16 protein-coding genes and 1 pseudogene are annotated in these 12746 nt (G+C 45.5%); 4 read left to right on the forward strand and 13 right to left on the reverse strand.

What is annotated here, in order from left to right:
• Positions 1-19: 19 nt before the first annotated feature.
• Entirely contained in the window at positions 20-313 is a 294-nt protein-coding gene (locus ACN6MW_RS31500) for a hypothetical protein (protein ID WP_419873635.1), read from the forward strand.
• A gap of 109 nt (positions 314-422) precedes the next feature.
• Here ACN6MW_RS31500 and ACN6MW_RS31505 read toward each other — a convergent pair whose 3' ends face one another.
• The 3 genes from ACN6MW_RS31505 to ACN6MW_RS31515 all read right to left on the reverse strand — a co-directional run bounded on the left by ACN6MW_RS31505 (position 423) and on the right by ACN6MW_RS31515 (position 2530).
• The gene (locus tag ACN6MW_RS31505) at positions 423-1322 is read right to left on the reverse strand and encodes a hypothetical protein (RefSeq protein WP_419873636.1); all 900 of its coding nucleotides are present in this window, start codon (positions 1320-1322) and stop codon (positions 423-425) included.
• A 119-nt stretch (positions 1323-1441) separates the two neighbouring features.
• Positions 1442-1846: a hypothetical protein gene (locus tag ACN6MW_RS31510; protein ID WP_419873637.1), complete on the reverse strand. Its 405-nt coding sequence runs from the start codon at positions 1844-1846 to the stop codon at positions 1442-1444.
• A 69-nt stretch (positions 1847-1915) separates the two neighbouring features.
• Positions 1916-2530 carry an acyl-CoA thioesterase gene (locus tag ACN6MW_RS31515; RefSeq protein WP_419873638.1) on the reverse strand — a complete coding sequence of 205 codons (615 nt, stop codon included), beginning with the start codon at positions 2528-2530 and terminating at the stop codon, positions 1916-1918.
• Between the two features lie 163 nt (positions 2531-2693).
• Between ACN6MW_RS31515 and ACN6MW_RS31520 the strand changes: the two genes are divergently transcribed.
• Positions 2694-3587, forward strand: coding sequence for a LysR family transcriptional regulator (locus ACN6MW_RS31520; RefSeq protein ID WP_419873639.1), 894 nt, complete (start codon positions 2694-2696; stop codon positions 3585-3587).
• Positions 3588-3654: 67 nt separating this feature from the next.
• Here the strand turns inward: ACN6MW_RS31520 and ACN6MW_RS31525 are convergent, their stop codons facing one another.
• The 6 genes and pseudogenes from ACN6MW_RS31525 to ACN6MW_RS31550 form a co-directional block, all read right to left on the reverse strand.
• The gene (locus ACN6MW_RS31525) at positions 3655-4470 is read right to left on the reverse strand and encodes an AraC family transcriptional regulator (RefSeq protein ID WP_419873640.1); all 816 of its coding nucleotides are present in this window, start codon (positions 4468-4470) and stop codon (positions 3655-3657) included.
• Positions 4471-4506: 36 nt separating this feature from the next.
• The gene (locus ACN6MW_RS31530) at positions 4507-5256 is read right to left on the reverse strand and encodes a phytanoyl-CoA dioxygenase family protein (protein ID WP_419873641.1); all 750 of its coding nucleotides are present in this window, start codon (positions 5254-5256) and stop codon (positions 4507-4509) included.
• 151 nt (positions 5257-5407) lie between these two features.
• On the reverse strand, positions 5408-6088 hold the full coding sequence (locus ACN6MW_RS31535) for a vWA domain-containing protein (RefSeq protein ID WP_419876506.1): 681 nt from the start codon (positions 6086-6088) through the stop codon (positions 5408-5410).
• 111 nt (positions 6089-6199) lie between these two features.
• A pseudogene (locus ACN6MW_RS31540) lies at positions 6200-6670 on the reverse strand (TerD family protein); the annotation flags it as partial.
• A gap of 129 nt (positions 6671-6799) precedes the next feature.
• Positions 6800-7759: a sugar kinase gene (locus tag ACN6MW_RS31545; protein WP_419873642.1), complete on the reverse strand. Its 960-nt coding sequence runs from the start codon at positions 7757-7759 to the stop codon at positions 6800-6802.
• Positions 7756-8811 (reverse strand): SPFH domain-containing protein, encoded by a 1056-nt coding sequence (locus ACN6MW_RS31550; protein WP_419873643.1) that lies wholly within the window; start codon positions 8809-8811, stop codon positions 7756-7758. Before ACN6MW_RS31550 ends, ACN6MW_RS31545 begins: the two co-directional genes overlap by 4 nt.
• A 313-nt stretch (positions 8812-9124) precedes the next feature.
• Between ACN6MW_RS31550 and ACN6MW_RS31555 the strand changes: the two genes are divergently transcribed.
• Entirely contained in the window at positions 9125-9487 is a 363-nt protein-coding gene (locus tag ACN6MW_RS31555; RefSeq protein ID WP_419873644.1) for a hypothetical protein, read from the forward strand.
• 185 nt (positions 9488-9672) lie between these two features.
• Here ACN6MW_RS31555 and ACN6MW_RS31560 read toward each other — a convergent pair whose 3' ends face one another.
• Both ACN6MW_RS31560 and ACN6MW_RS31565 read right to left on the reverse strand, forming a co-directional pair.
• Positions 9673-10164 carry a hypothetical protein gene (locus ACN6MW_RS31560; protein WP_419873645.1) on the reverse strand — a complete coding sequence of 164 codons (492 nt, stop codon included), beginning with the start codon at positions 10162-10164 and terminating at the stop codon, positions 9673-9675.
• A 129-nt stretch (positions 10165-10293) separates the two neighbouring features.
• Positions 10294-10806: a DUF6886 family protein gene (locus ACN6MW_RS31565; protein WP_419873646.1), complete on the reverse strand. Its 513-nt coding sequence runs from the start codon at positions 10804-10806 to the stop codon at positions 10294-10296.
• Between the two features lie 88 nt (positions 10807-10894).
• On the opposite strand from ACN6MW_RS31565, the gene ACN6MW_RS31570 reads away from it, so the two are divergent.
• Positions 10895-11686, forward strand: coding sequence for a hypothetical protein (locus ACN6MW_RS31570; protein WP_419873647.1), 792 nt, complete (start codon positions 10895-10897; stop codon positions 11684-11686).
• Positions 11687-11883: 197 nt separating this feature from the next.
• On the opposite strand, the gene ACN6MW_RS31575 is transcribed toward ACN6MW_RS31570, so the two are convergent.
• Positions 11884-12069: a hypothetical protein gene (locus tag ACN6MW_RS31575; RefSeq protein ID WP_419873648.1), complete on the reverse strand. Its 186-nt coding sequence runs from the start codon at positions 12067-12069 to the stop codon at positions 11884-11886.
• On the reverse strand, positions 12066-12659 hold the full coding sequence (locus tag ACN6MW_RS31580; RefSeq protein WP_419873649.1) for a phosphatase PAP2 family protein: 594 nt from the start codon (positions 12657-12659) through the stop codon (positions 12066-12068). Before ACN6MW_RS31580 ends, ACN6MW_RS31575 begins: the two co-directional genes overlap by 4 nt.
• Between the last annotated feature and the right edge of the window lie 87 nt (positions 12660-12746).

A 12746-nucleotide genomic window follows, 5' to 3' on the forward strand; every position in this document is an offset into this window, starting at 1 on the left:
AAGAAAGAGGAGATTACTAATGCTGATTAAAAAGAAAACGGACATTACATTTATTCTTGAGAATTTTAACACTTTGGCTCAATGGGATGAGGCAGGCGAAAAGTTTTATCTTGTATTTGCTGACCGGAAGCGCGGAGGGCAATGGACGTTAATGAGCTATGGCGAGGATCGTTTCAGCGTACACGGACTTGGACAAGACTACTCGGATAAAAGCGAATATTTCTTCGATGAACAGAATGAGATCCTCTCTTTTTTATGGGAAAACCGGGCAGCTTTCAATGCTGCGCTAAAGCCGACCTCCATGTGCAGCTAATGATTAACATGCAGCCTTAGACGGACAGCAGTCTGCTCGAAGGCATGAAAGATACGAACAAAAAAACACACCAGTCACTGCGTGTGTTTTTTTGTTCGTATCTTCCGTTTTATTCTTTGAATACTAACCTCTGCTGCAGCATGGAGGCCAAATCCTCTGGATTGTCCCACATGAGCGGTCGAATGGGCTGCGCATGGACGTTGGCATCGGCACCCGTGCCGTTCTTCATCGTCCAGATGACAGGAATGCTTCTGCCAAGCGCGTAGCCTGCCGCTAAATATACCTCTGGTGCGTGATACGTAATATCCGCAATAATCAGCTTACTGTCCGATAGATCGGATAGGGACTGCGCTTCACTGCCTTCCTTTTCCGTTTGTTGCAATAGCCGCGGCAAAAATCCGCTTTGCTCGATTTTCGGAAAAATGCTATCGGTCCATTCCTTGCGGATTCCCTGATCATCCGGCAGCAGAACGTAAGAGGATTTCAGCTTTCTTCCCCCAGCGCTTGCTGCCGCTTCATTCCACCCTTTTTCCGTGAGCTTGAAAGTCATGCCTTCCCTGGTCAGCATCTGAGCTTCTCTTAGCTTTTCAATAATATAAACAAGCTCCTGTAAGTTTGGCGAATACGTCAAGTTATAGTTATTTGCTAAAGGCTGGATAATGACGGCTTCGCCCGGCGCTTCCGAATTCCGGTAGACATATTGCAGCAACCGGGCTTCCTTGTCCTCAACGGATACGGGAATGGTTGGCGCATTTTCAATGGTTTCTATGTTCTCTATGGTCAATGTGACTCTCTCGCCACAATCCGACTGTTCTCTGATGTACCCTGAAATAATGGGAAAACGCTTATTTTTAACGGAATAGGATAATGCGTTAATTGCCGTGTAATCATCCCTTAGCAAGCTGTAATAGCTGCCCGGCGAGCAGTTGCAGCTCAAATATCGGTCAAATTCCCCTTTTACCTCGATAGGTACGATCTCCGAACAAAACAAACATCTCTTTTTTTCCATGCCGACTCCTCCCCCTCTATACATCTATCTTTCGCACATCTTATCTGATATTAGGGGGACGATGGGATTAATATTTTTTAATATGCCAATATAATCCTAATAAAGCCGCTTAATGATTACTATTTTGATCTGTCTTTTTTCGAATCAAGCTCCGATTCCTGCTCTATAATGAGTCGGTGAAGCTTTTCCGTCTCTCTCTTTTGATCATCTATTTCTATATAAATATCTCGGAGCGGCGGGGGCGGGTTTTCATCAAAATGAACTTGCGGGGACCAATCACCGATTGCGCTGCTTTCCCGATCCGTTGAAGAATAGCTTCTCTTTCTTGCTGGGGACCTAGGGTTAATCCCGTTTAGTTTGACCATGATTTTGAGAACCAAAGCAGAAACAAGCATGAATGCTCCCGACTTCAAATGGTCGGTCAGCCCAATAACGAGCACAGAGAAAAGAATGGCCGGAATAATAAATAGAAGCGTAAACAAGAATATGACCAGCTTCACTACTATTCTTCCCACATCTTCCATGGCATGCTCCTTTGACCATTAATTACACCGTCATTTAGATTATGCGAAAACAGGTTATCCCTATTACCACTACCACTCCACGCCCCAAGCCGACTCATAGCCCTTGTTAGCGGAGCGCTGCGGTGCTGCGGAAGTGAGTGAATTCTTAATGGCATCATCCGTACCCATATAATTTGCAAAATGCTTGCTTTCTTGCCTGCGGATTCTGCGCGCTTCCTTCCGGTCGGGCGCCGTGTCGAACAATAAACGTTCCTCATCCGATTCCGCGATTACGCCGGGAACCTCCGTTGGTTTGCCGTCGTCGCCCAGCGCAACGAAAGTTAAAAAGGAGGTAGCGCAAACTTTGCGGGCGCCAGACAGCAGATCTTCCGTCACCACCCGGACGAAAACCTCCATCGATGTTTTATGCGACCAGGTGACGAATGCCGATAAACTGACCGCGTCCCCTTTTTTTACAGGATACAAAAAGTCTACGGAATCTGTGGATGCCGTAACGACAGGCCGGCGCGAATGCTTCGTTGCCGCTATCGTGGCCACATCGTCGATATAGGCCATTAATTTTCCTCCAAAAATCGTACCGTGATGATTCGTATCCGGTGGAAGCACAATCGATTCTTTTATGGTTAAAGAGGCAGATGCCGGTCTTGAAGCGATGGGAATAATCATTTCTTCTAACATTTTCATGGTAACACCTTTTTTCTTGTTTGATTTTTTGCTACGGTTAAGTTTACACCCCCCAGACATATAGGTAAAATACATATATCGAATAGTTTTCATTCCTTTTCACTATACTTTCAGATAAGCAGACTTGAACGGATATCTGCTTTTATGCAAAGGAGCGACTCTTATGGACCTTAAGCATTTAACCTATTTCGTAGCCGTAGCCGAAGCGGGAAGCTTCACGCAGGCGGCGCGAAAGCTGCACGTAACCCAGCCTTCCTTGTCAAAAATGGTCCGGCTGTTAGAAGAGGATCTCGGCGTTCAGCTGATCGACCGATCCGCCAAACAAATCGAGTTAACCGATGCCGGGTTATCCATTCTTCGCTCGGCAAAACATATTATCCAGTCGTTCGAAGATATGTCCAGCGAGCTTGAAGAAGTGGTGAAATTAAAAAAAGGCACGCTTCGCTTAGGTATCCCTCCAATGGTAGGCGGTTATTTCTTGCCTTCCGTCATTGAGAAATTTTCGACTCACTATCCTCAAATCAAGCTTCAAGTGATAGAGCAAGGCGGACAAAGCTTGGAGCAGGATATTCTCCAAGGCGATTTAGATTTCAGCATGGTTATTCTCCCGGTAAAAAACGAGGAACGGTATCATGTTTTGTCTTGCATTAACGAAAACTTAAGGTTGGTTGTGCATCCGGAGCATGAGCTTGCTAAGCAAATCCGCATTCAAATGAGTCAGCTAGAGGATGAATCATTTATCCTTTTCCGCAAAGACTTTACGATCCATCATTTGATCAAGGAGCATTGCGCAGCCGCAGGCTTTGAGCCGAAAATCGTATTCGAGAGCTCGCAATGGGATTTCATGACAGAAATGGTGGCGGCCAAATACGGCATTACCCTGCTGCCAGAGGGTATTTGCTCTCAGCTTGACGCGAAACGCTTTTCTTCCGTTTCAGTCGTTAAGCCCGTAATTCCGTGGCAATTATCCATGATCTGGCGCAAGGACAAGTACCTTTCTTTTGCTTCGCGCGAATGGATTCGTTTTGTTGAAACGGAGCTGAGTGAAAATAAATAAGAAGGGTCATGCTAATAAAGACCAAACGCAAATAAGCAGCCAGTATTCTGGCTGCATAGGGTTTGCTTTAATCGGACTGACTGCCTTTCCAAGAGAAAAGCCTTAATTCCGTAGGCGTTTTTCCCGTATGCTGCTTCACCGTTCTTGCAAAATGAAAGGTGGTTTTAAATCCGCATCGGAGTGAAATTTCAGTGATCGATAGCCCGGTATGGGTCAAAAACTCTAGCGCTCTTAGCACCCGGTAGCGCCATAAGTATTTAACCGGTGTCGTATTCTCATTCACACGAAATAGACGGACCAGATGCTCCGGCGAGACACCGGCATGATCAGCCAGCATGCTTAAGGTCAGCTCATCCTGGTAAGCCTTGTGAATCAGATTTTTGGCCCTCAAAATCGACGAATGCACCTCTTCAAGCTCCCGTGTACGGGTCATTTCCGAGATATATACCAGAAGCGCAGACATTCCCAAGCTTCGCAAAACTTCACTGCTCGATGGATGTTCAAATTGCAGCGAAAGCATAATATCTGCTATTCGGTTTAATTCCTCGGAGATCGGAAGAAATAAAGGCAGTGCATCGAAAACAGCTATCTCCTCCATCGTTATATGGCCCATATGAATCGAAATCCAGCGATGCCATGTCTCTCCGCGGTCAGAGAAAGTAAAAAGCTCATGATGCCCGGGCTTAAGCAGCACGACGGAGCCGGGCAAGAAGTGATGTGCCTTGCCGTCAATTTCGATCTTCATCTCGCCCGAATGCAAAAACACCAGCTGGAAATCATCCTGTATCCGGGGCCCGTAACGGCTGCCGGATGGATAAATGACCGTCCCCGCCCTAGCCGATATAATTTTGTTATAGGATACCGCGCACGGGCTGCTCTTCATGCTTCAAACCTTCCTCATCCTAGGGTCTCTTCAAAATTAAACCAATACGTATTTCTCGCGTAAATCTTCGCGCAGCGTTACGGCTGAATCTTCGCGAATGTAGTGGCATACGTAAGAACGGCGCCAGCGGTCGGTGCTCCGGTTACGATTAGAGGAATGAATCAACAACTCATGAAAAAATAAGATGTCTCCTTTCTCCATAATGACCGGAATTTGCCGCGTTAAATCGATGCCTTCCGTTTCATGTGTAAACTCTTCATGCTCCTCCAGATTTTTGACCTTGCCATGCGGCAGTAGTCCGAGCTTATGCGTGCCTGGAATGACCCATAAACAGCCGTTTTCCTCATTCACCAGCTCTTCCATCGCAATCCAAGCCGCAACCATGGTCATTGGATCATTTTTGATATAATAATAATCCTGATGCGCGGCTTGGCCATGGGAGCCAGGTTCTTTATAAAAGAACATGCTTTGCACGCAAACCGCTTCTTTTCCCATGAGCTGGGCTAAAGTGCCACGTACGATCGGCAGCTTCATCACCTGACGCGAGAAGCTGTCATGCTGATGCGGATTAAATAACCGCGTGGAGTAACGGGCTTTCTCCGAAGTGCGCGCCCAGTCCGGCGTTTCTTCCAGCGGAACCGAGCGAAGCTCAAAAATATGTCTGTTAAAAGCATCGATCAAATCTGGGCTGCAGCCTTTTTTTATTACGATATATCCGTCTCTTGCGTATTGCTCAATTTGCTCAAGTGAAAGCGGCTTCAAAAGTTCGGATTGCTGAGTAACCATGGTTATTTTCTCCCTCTCCCATACCCAAGAATGAACGGCGCCGTTTCGGTGCGCCGCTATACTCGTATCTTACTTCTGCAAGCGCTTTTCAACAATGGCTCTAATTATCATCATTGTGTCTTTAATTGATATTTATCGTTTCGGTGTTAGATCAAGACGACCGAATAATCCGCTTCTCCTTTGCCGCCCTTAGCCAGCTCGGAAATTCATTGAGGAGCTGGTCGTACAGCTGCTCATCCGATACGGCAGCGATATCATCCAAATGAATAAAGTTAGCATTATCTACGATTCGTCCTTCCATCGTATCCAATTGCTTAAGCACCTCGAAGTCAGATTGCCCAATACCGACGAATTGCCAGAAGATAGGCTGAACGGATGCAGCAGTGATCACCTTTTTTATCGGCTTCACTACGCCGCCATCATTGATAAAAATGATAAACACAGGAATTCCGTCATCTTCCTCGACCGTATATTTTCGAATGACGTCTTCCATGACAGGCGGCTCGTTATTCCGGCCGAATTTATGGATTTCATGGTTATTCAAAATTTTATTTTGTACGTAATCGCCAAAATCACGCTCAGTTACCGAAGGCAACCGGCTAAAATGAGTATCGTACACCCACACATCGAGCGTACCGTTATCATCGAATTTGCTTGCAACGGCGAGTATTCGCTCAACTACTTCCTGTACGGTCCCGTTCTTGTATAAGGCTTGCATCGATCCGGTAATATCCAGAACGATGCCTACTTTAGCGACCACATGGGTGAGTTTTTTTTTCTCCAGCGTCAATTGAACGAGCTTTTTGCGCAAATCGATTGGCGTTTGAACCATCTCTTCTACAGCTGCTGCAGCTTCCGAAGCCTCTTGTTCAATCTCAAGTCCAAAGCTTGTGCATAACGCTTCGAGTCCGCCATAGAATCCAGCGCCGATCGCGTTAAATTTCCACTCACCGTTATGTCTATATAATTCACCGACAACCACTGCCGTTTCCTTCGTAAATTCAGCGCCATATTCGTACCGGAACAGTTCCTCGCCATTGTTTTCGTTTAGAAGCCTTACATACATGCCGGATACATTCTGCATAAAATGCCCTTGACGTTCACCTTCGTGCAGGGTAACCGTAAATGCTATTTTCGCGGTAGAGTCCGGCACGCGCTGCAGGTTTATGGAAACCGCTTCTAGCTCAGCGCCATGTAATAACCCCGTATGAGATGCAGCCCCGCTGCGAGCGACTGGATTTCCGTAAAAAATAAAGTCCTCATCATTTTCACAGCGGTTCCTATCCGATAAAAGAAATGCAGCCGCATCTATGCTCATCGAGCTGTCACTCTTTGTCCATCCGAATAGCAGCTTTATCGTTGTGAGTTTACGTCCCTTCGTGACATCTACCTTTTGACCTTTTGACAGCAGCATGCAAACAGCTCCGTTTCATAGGCTATTCTTTCGCCCCAAATTTACATTCCAATCCTGAGTGACAGAGAGTTGGCATCTATTATTATAACCGATCTACAACAAGTCGGCAGTATGTCAAGCCGACGCCCATCAAACCACCAGCTGCCCTTTGCTCTCGGCTATCCCGATCGTCGCTTCTACGCCCGCATTAAATTCCAGAAAATCGCTTTCCACGCCGTCACTGAAAATAACCCCGTTTTCTGGCATTTGAGAGATAACCCGAAGCGGCTTGCTCTCGTTGATCTGACCAAAAACAAGCTCTGCTGCCGTGGTCTTGCTCGGAAAAGGCTCTCTAACCGTGAAATAGAGATATGGTGATTGCCATGTAAAGCTAACTTTCTCCTGCTCCGATTGATTTGGCGCTAGCGTAACCCTTTGCTTTGTCGTACTGCTGACGATGCCGGCTGCACCGGCTAGCACGCTCTTGAACCAGCCTGTCGCACCCAGTCCCGTGGAAATAATAATTCCGCTTGAGGACTGCTGTTCGATTTGACTGTCCAGTTGCAGCTGATACCGTGCAGAGACATGCGTTTTACGGCCAACAAACAGATCATTCACGCCATACAGTGCCTGACCGTCATTTAGCTGCACCTTCGCTAGCGTAACCTCCTTGATCTGGCGCCTATTGCGAAGCACCTCCGGTACGATATGTTTTATATCTTTCACCGTGAACGGGAGCAGAACCCCGTCCCAACGCTGCGGATCGGGATTCACGCCGATTAACGGCCGTTCTCTTGCATATTTTAATGTGTTGGCAACAAGACCGTCTTGCCCGATGACTATGACGGTATCCTGCTCGCCGAAGATAAACTGCGGTACATGCTCCCGATCAATGATTTGCACGCGCCCGAAAGCATTCAATTCGTCCGCTGTATAAGCAACAGCACGTTGATAGCAAATATCCTCTGCAAGATAATCACTGAAATCGGCACCTAGTCTTTCGACATAGAACTGTGCTTGCTGAACCGTGTTAAACCTCGCAACTAACTCTTCCAAGCGTGTTTTGCGTTTGATCAAAATCATTTTGTGGCTCATTCTTGCATCGTTCATCGTGTAAGCCTCCCCTTGCTTCCAACTGGCTCCGATATACCTGTACCTGTCATGATGCCCTGCAGCAGGTCCGGCGTTATATTAAGCTGGCCGATTTTCTCTGCATTTTCCGCAATATCCTGGAATGCGATTGCGATGAGCTTATTCGGCTCCATGCCCATGTTCGCCATCGACTGCAGCACATAAGGCTCTGTGCCGCTTATCGCTTTCATGACCGCTCCCAGCTCATACGCTTTTGCGTCGGCCTCGGCTTTCTTGTTCGCCATTGCCAGCTCGATTAATGCGCGTTTCTTCTCCTCCAGAGCGGTATCGAAATAAAGCTGTTCTTCCTTCATTTCATTTTGCTTTTGCTTCACCAGCCGCTCGGCGTCAAGCTGGGTCTCGCGAATTTGTTTTTTCTTTGTTTCAACGGCGATTTCAGTGTTAAGCTCGTTTTCCTTTACTCGTCTTTCCTGCTCGATTGACGCATTTCGGCGCTCGTATAGCGCTTTGTCTGCATCGCGGAGTATTTCCTCGCGCGCCTTCGCTTCAAGCGCACGCATGGTCTCTTTGTTAGGCAATACGGCCAGCACGGATAACCCTATCAGTTCGATGCCAAGCTTCTCGATTTCCTCGTTAACAAGCATTTCTCTTGAAACGGTTTGAACCAGTCGCTCGCTGGCTTGAATCGCGTCTTTAAGAGGCATATGGACCAACTGCTTTTTTATTAATACCTTAACGATGTGGATAACTCGCTGCGCAAGCTTATTGGGATCATCCGATATATAGGCTCTCTTCTTCAAATTGTACGTATAGTTCAAAAGTTGAATCGTTTTCTTAAAATCGGCGATGCGATAAGTCAATTGTCCTTGAACCGTGACCGTCTGATAGTCATGCGTCATTTCTTCGAACATGAAGGGAACATCAATTGAGGATGTCGGTACTACGACAACGGAAGTCACGGGCTCGTAATAATGAAAGGAGAGACCCACGCCTTCTTGAACAACCTTCCCGTTTTTCACCTTTAGCACATAATCGCTCGGCTGGAACTTGACGAATCGAAAACCAAACATAATGAAAACCTCACTTTCATGGGATATTTCGTTTTTTGTAATTGTCATTTTGATATTATCAATAAGATATCATCAGACTTCGATATTGTCAATATGAATTTATCAAATAAAACAGCCTATCAAACCCAATAAGTTTCTCTCCAACCTACTCGAACAAAATACCTATTTTTTCCAAACGCATGACCTAAGCCCCCCTCCGAACTATCCATTTTTTATGAAAGTTTCGTTTACAAAAATGCATATTTAATATAAAATTCTTTATAACGAACATCAAGTTCGCAATGAATGCTTTGTTGGGGGAGGTGTTGACGTTATGTCCAAATTCAAGAAAATCTTATGTCTTACGCTGCTCATAAGTGTGTGTATGTTCCCCGCTTCCGCTTTTGCTGCATCAAGTAAAGATACATCCAATAATAAAAAAAGCTTTTTATCCAGCATATTTTCCGTATTTACAGTGACGAAGAGTAACAACAGCAATAACAATAACAATCAGCAAAACAACAGCAATAATCACTCCAATTCAAACTCGTCCAACAATAATAAGGTCGATAAGGATTGGGATTCAAAAGGCTGGTTTGATTGGTTGGACGATGATGATTGGTGGGATGAAATCAATTGGTGGGATAAAAATAAAGATGATTCCTTCAAAATTTGGGAGCGTTATTATTGTTACTAATGGTAAGCCCGGAGGAGAACCGCAAGCGAAAGCCGGCGGTTCTTTTTTCGATTTCTTACGCATATAGGAGAAGCTCGATTTTTGTCGAATTTGTGCAATGATGATGTTTAACAGATCATAAATTTTGCAAAAAAAAAGCGACATTGCCCTATAGAGGCATGTCGTTTTCTCTATTAATAATATTACTAGCCCAGTCGGTAAGCATTGCATTCCAGCCTTACAGCAATAACAGCTACCCAATCATCGAAAGCTCGCATCATGCGCCCTGTTTTATTTTCACGTTTCAAGCTCCTGTAATCCTGCAATAAAGGAACAAGCCAGCGACTCAGCGGAGAAGCTGCATTTCCTATCGAATAACGTACCTCGCAGCCTTTGGCATGCGGCTTAAGCTCATAATCATTGCGGTACCACCAGCCGCCAAATACGGTGAAGTGACCGTTTGCGGCATCAATATCCATATAGGCAACACGTATGGCTTCCGACTCGCTGCCCGTATAGACCGTAAATAATTGCGGGCCGCCTTTGATATGCAAAACTCCCCCGCTCCCCGATGCTCCCGTTAACAGCAGGGGCAAATGGCTTGCTGTTATTCTCCCTGTAGGCATGGTCGCAAGATATTGGACGACCTCTTCATACGGCTTTTCGATTACTCCGGTAAATGAAATCAATGGTTCCACAGCTGTCCCCCCTTACTTCAGTACTTCCATTTTGACATCATTCACCGGACTTAAACTCGCGCCAAGGCCCGAATTCTTTCTCCGTCTCCAGGCTGATATTTTAACTAAATCAAATTTCGGTCTATCCGGTTAGCGCTTGGCATTTGCGAATCTGTGTATGCCAAAATCGGTTACCGACGAGTTTAGAATCGACTCTTTTAACGGGTGAAGGTTCGGAGTAAATCTTACCTCGATATTAAGCTCCATTAATCTTTCTAAAAGATTATTTACCGGTTCGACCTCGAGAGGTTTTACGGTTTGAGTGGAAATGTAGTATCCGGCGAATTCATCGAATAATCGAAAAGACTCTGCAGGCATCGCATATTTGAAAACGGTTGTGCTCATTATTCGCTCGTACCAAGCCGTTTCAACCGTAACGACAATGTTTGAGGCAGTCAATCCAAAAAACTTGTCGTTGTCGTCATCGGTCAAATCATTCGTTCTGGTATATACGAGTCTCGGACAATTTCTTGGAAAATAAAAGGTGAATTCATGGGTATCATCAATCGCCCATACGACCGGGGGCATACCCCTGCGATTTTCTTTTACTCTAGGCACGAAAATATCGATGCCGCTTTCTTCGCTGAAATGAAACAGCTTCAATGCATATTCCTCCTTTTGAGAATATAGCCGACTTTCCTTCCAAAAAAATGATAAAATAAACGAGAACAAATTGAAAGGCGGAGAAACGATGCAGCATACTTTTATTATTGAACCCATAACGTACATGCCCTTCGAGAGCGAAGCAGAGCAAATAGAAAAATGCAAGGAATGGGGCTTGCTTTCCGAGAAAGCCGTCAAAACAAAAACTTTCTTCTATAAAGGACACGGAAATCATCTGACCTGCAGCATCATTGGTTTTGTGGATAAAATGACTGCGGTTATTTCATTCGAAAATGAGCAAAAGCATTGCATCCATCCTTCCTATTTAAAGGAAATGCAAGCTGCGAATTATGGACAGAGAACAGCCGTCGCTACTGAAGAATCAGAATCTACGGCACCTGAAATTACGGAAACCGGCAGCAATGATGCCGCCTATGAAACAGCGATGAGCGCCGAGCAAGATTCGAGTTTGAAGGCAGCGTTGCCAAATAAGGAAACAGATGAGGAAACAACTGAGCAAAAACCGGCGGCAATGAACCCTCCGAAAGAAAAAGCAAAAAAAGAAAAGCAGCCTAAGCTGCAGCTCCCCGAAGAAAAGGTCAAGATGGCAGCAACCGTAAAAGAATTTACGACGGTGCCTAACAATTTTTCGGACACGGAGGATGAAGTGGTTATTTATGAAGCAGTTGCCATCGAGGATCCCGAAATCACCGTTGGCGATGCGTGGTCCAGCCATAGCGCAACGCTCAAAAAATTAGAATTGGAAATTGGCGATATCCTTCATTTCGAAGGCAAGATCGTTGCGAAAAAATTGACCAAGCACCCTATTCCCTACAAAATCAATAACCCCGCGAAGATTCAAAAAGAGAAACCGGAATAATAATGAAAAGAGGCTGCAGCTTAAACCTAATTAGGTTAAAGATGCAGCCTCTTCGCTTATAAATGCTGTAAATAAGTTTCACGAATTCACAAAGTATTCTTTTTAACTTGTGCGGACATTTGTGCTGGATATCACCAAAAAGTAAGTGAAACGTGAAATCTTTTCATTATCATTCTCTTAAATATTGAAATAGATCATTAAATTTGTTCCAAACGGTATGTATATCCGCAAAACGAACAACGGAACAGAACGCTTTTTTCGCCGATTGTGAAGGTCAGTCTCTCGTCATCTTCAATCTCGATATATTCCCTGCCCTGCTCATCGCGGTCTCCAGTCGCAAACATTACGGTCTTATTTCCGCACTCGCACTCAAAGCTCATCATAAATTAACTGCTCCTCTTTTACTAAATGTAGTCCGGATAAAAAGGATAAGGCTGATGACGGCCATACCTGCTGCATAGCCTCCCAAAATATCCGTCATGTAATGGACATGAAAATAAACGCGGCTTAGACCCATCATCGCAATGAGAAAGATGATAATAGCGGTACTCCATGCCGTAGCTCTGCGCGAAAATCCGCTTGCAGCAATAATGTTCCACGCGAGCATTCCGAACATCGCCATCGCAAGCATCGCATTCCCGCTCGGAAAGCTGGCCCCGTCCGCTTCGATCCCCCACGCAGTGGATGGCCGCGGCCGATCGATCCACGTTTTGATCCAAACGTTGAGAGCGTAAGCCGAGGCTGCGCCAATTAGCACGATAGCGCCTCGCCCCCACCCATATTTCCAGCCTGCATACAAGCTTACTAGTAGGGTCATCGCGATGATAGCCGTTGTTGAGCCTAGTAATGAAAACAGCTTCAAAACAGACGTTAATCCGTCATTCCTTATGCTGTCCATCATCCCTTCCGATGATTGATCTAATGCATTGCCATTGTTTTCGGGGACGGCCGCTGCAAGTGCTGCGAACAGCACTACACTTACGATAAACGTAATAAGCCACCCTTTCTGTTGCTTTCGAATAAATACCAGCCTCCATTTCCATCGGTTTCATTGCTTCAT

This window comes from Pristimantibacillus sp. PTI5, from assembly GCF_048572955.1.
Lineage (GTDB): Bacteria > Bacillota > Bacilli > Paenibacillales > Paenibacillaceae > Pristimantibacillus.

Excerpts from the sequence above, each read along its gene's own strand:
- ACN6MW_RS31500 (WP_419873635.1), top strand. The coding sequence starts at position 20 with ATGCTGATTAAAAAGAAAACGGACATTACATTTATTCTTGAGAATTTT.
- ACN6MW_RS31505 (WP_419873636.1), bottom strand. The coding sequence starts at position 1,322 with ATGGAAAAAAAGAGATGTTTGTTTTGTTCGGAGATCGTACCTATCGAG.
- ACN6MW_RS31510 (WP_419873637.1), bottom strand. The coding sequence starts at position 1,846 with ATGGAAGATGTGGGAAGAATAGTAGTGAAGCTGGTCATATTCTTGTTT.
- ACN6MW_RS31515 (WP_419873638.1), bottom strand. The coding sequence starts at position 2,530 with ATGAAAATGTTAGAAGAAATGATTATTCCCATCGCTTCAAGACCGGCA.
- ACN6MW_RS31520 (WP_419873639.1), top strand. The coding sequence starts at position 2,694 with ATGGACCTTAAGCATTTAACCTATTTCGTAGCCGTAGCCGAAGCGGGA.
- ACN6MW_RS31525 (WP_419873640.1), bottom strand. The coding sequence starts at position 4,470 with ATGAAGAGCAGCCCGTGCGCGGTATCCTATAACAAAATTATATCGGCT.
- ACN6MW_RS31530 (WP_419873641.1), bottom strand. The coding sequence starts at position 5,256 with ATGGTTACTCAGCAATCCGAACTTTTGAAGCCGCTTTCACTTGAGCAA.
- ACN6MW_RS31535 (WP_419876506.1), bottom strand. The coding sequence starts at position 6,088 with ATGGTTCAAACGCCAATCGATTTGCGCAAAAAGCTCGTTCAATTGACG.
- ACN6MW_RS31545 (WP_419873642.1), bottom strand. The coding sequence starts at position 7,759 with ATGAACGATGCAAGAATGAGCCACAAAATGATTTTGATCAAACGCAAA.
- ACN6MW_RS31550 (WP_419873643.1), bottom strand. The coding sequence starts at position 8,811 with ATGTTTGGTTTTCGATTCGTCAAGTTCCAGCCGAGCGATTATGTGCTA.
- ACN6MW_RS31555 (WP_419873644.1), top strand. The coding sequence starts at position 9,125 with ATGTCCAAATTCAAGAAAATCTTATGTCTTACGCTGCTCATAAGTGTG.
- ACN6MW_RS31570 (WP_419873647.1), top strand. The coding sequence starts at position 10,895 with ATGCAGCATACTTTTATTATTGAACCCATAACGTACATGCCCTTCGAG.
- ACN6MW_RS31575 (WP_419873648.1), bottom strand. The coding sequence starts at position 12,069 with ATGATGAGCTTTGAGTGCGAGTGCGGAAATAAGACCGTAATGTTTGCG.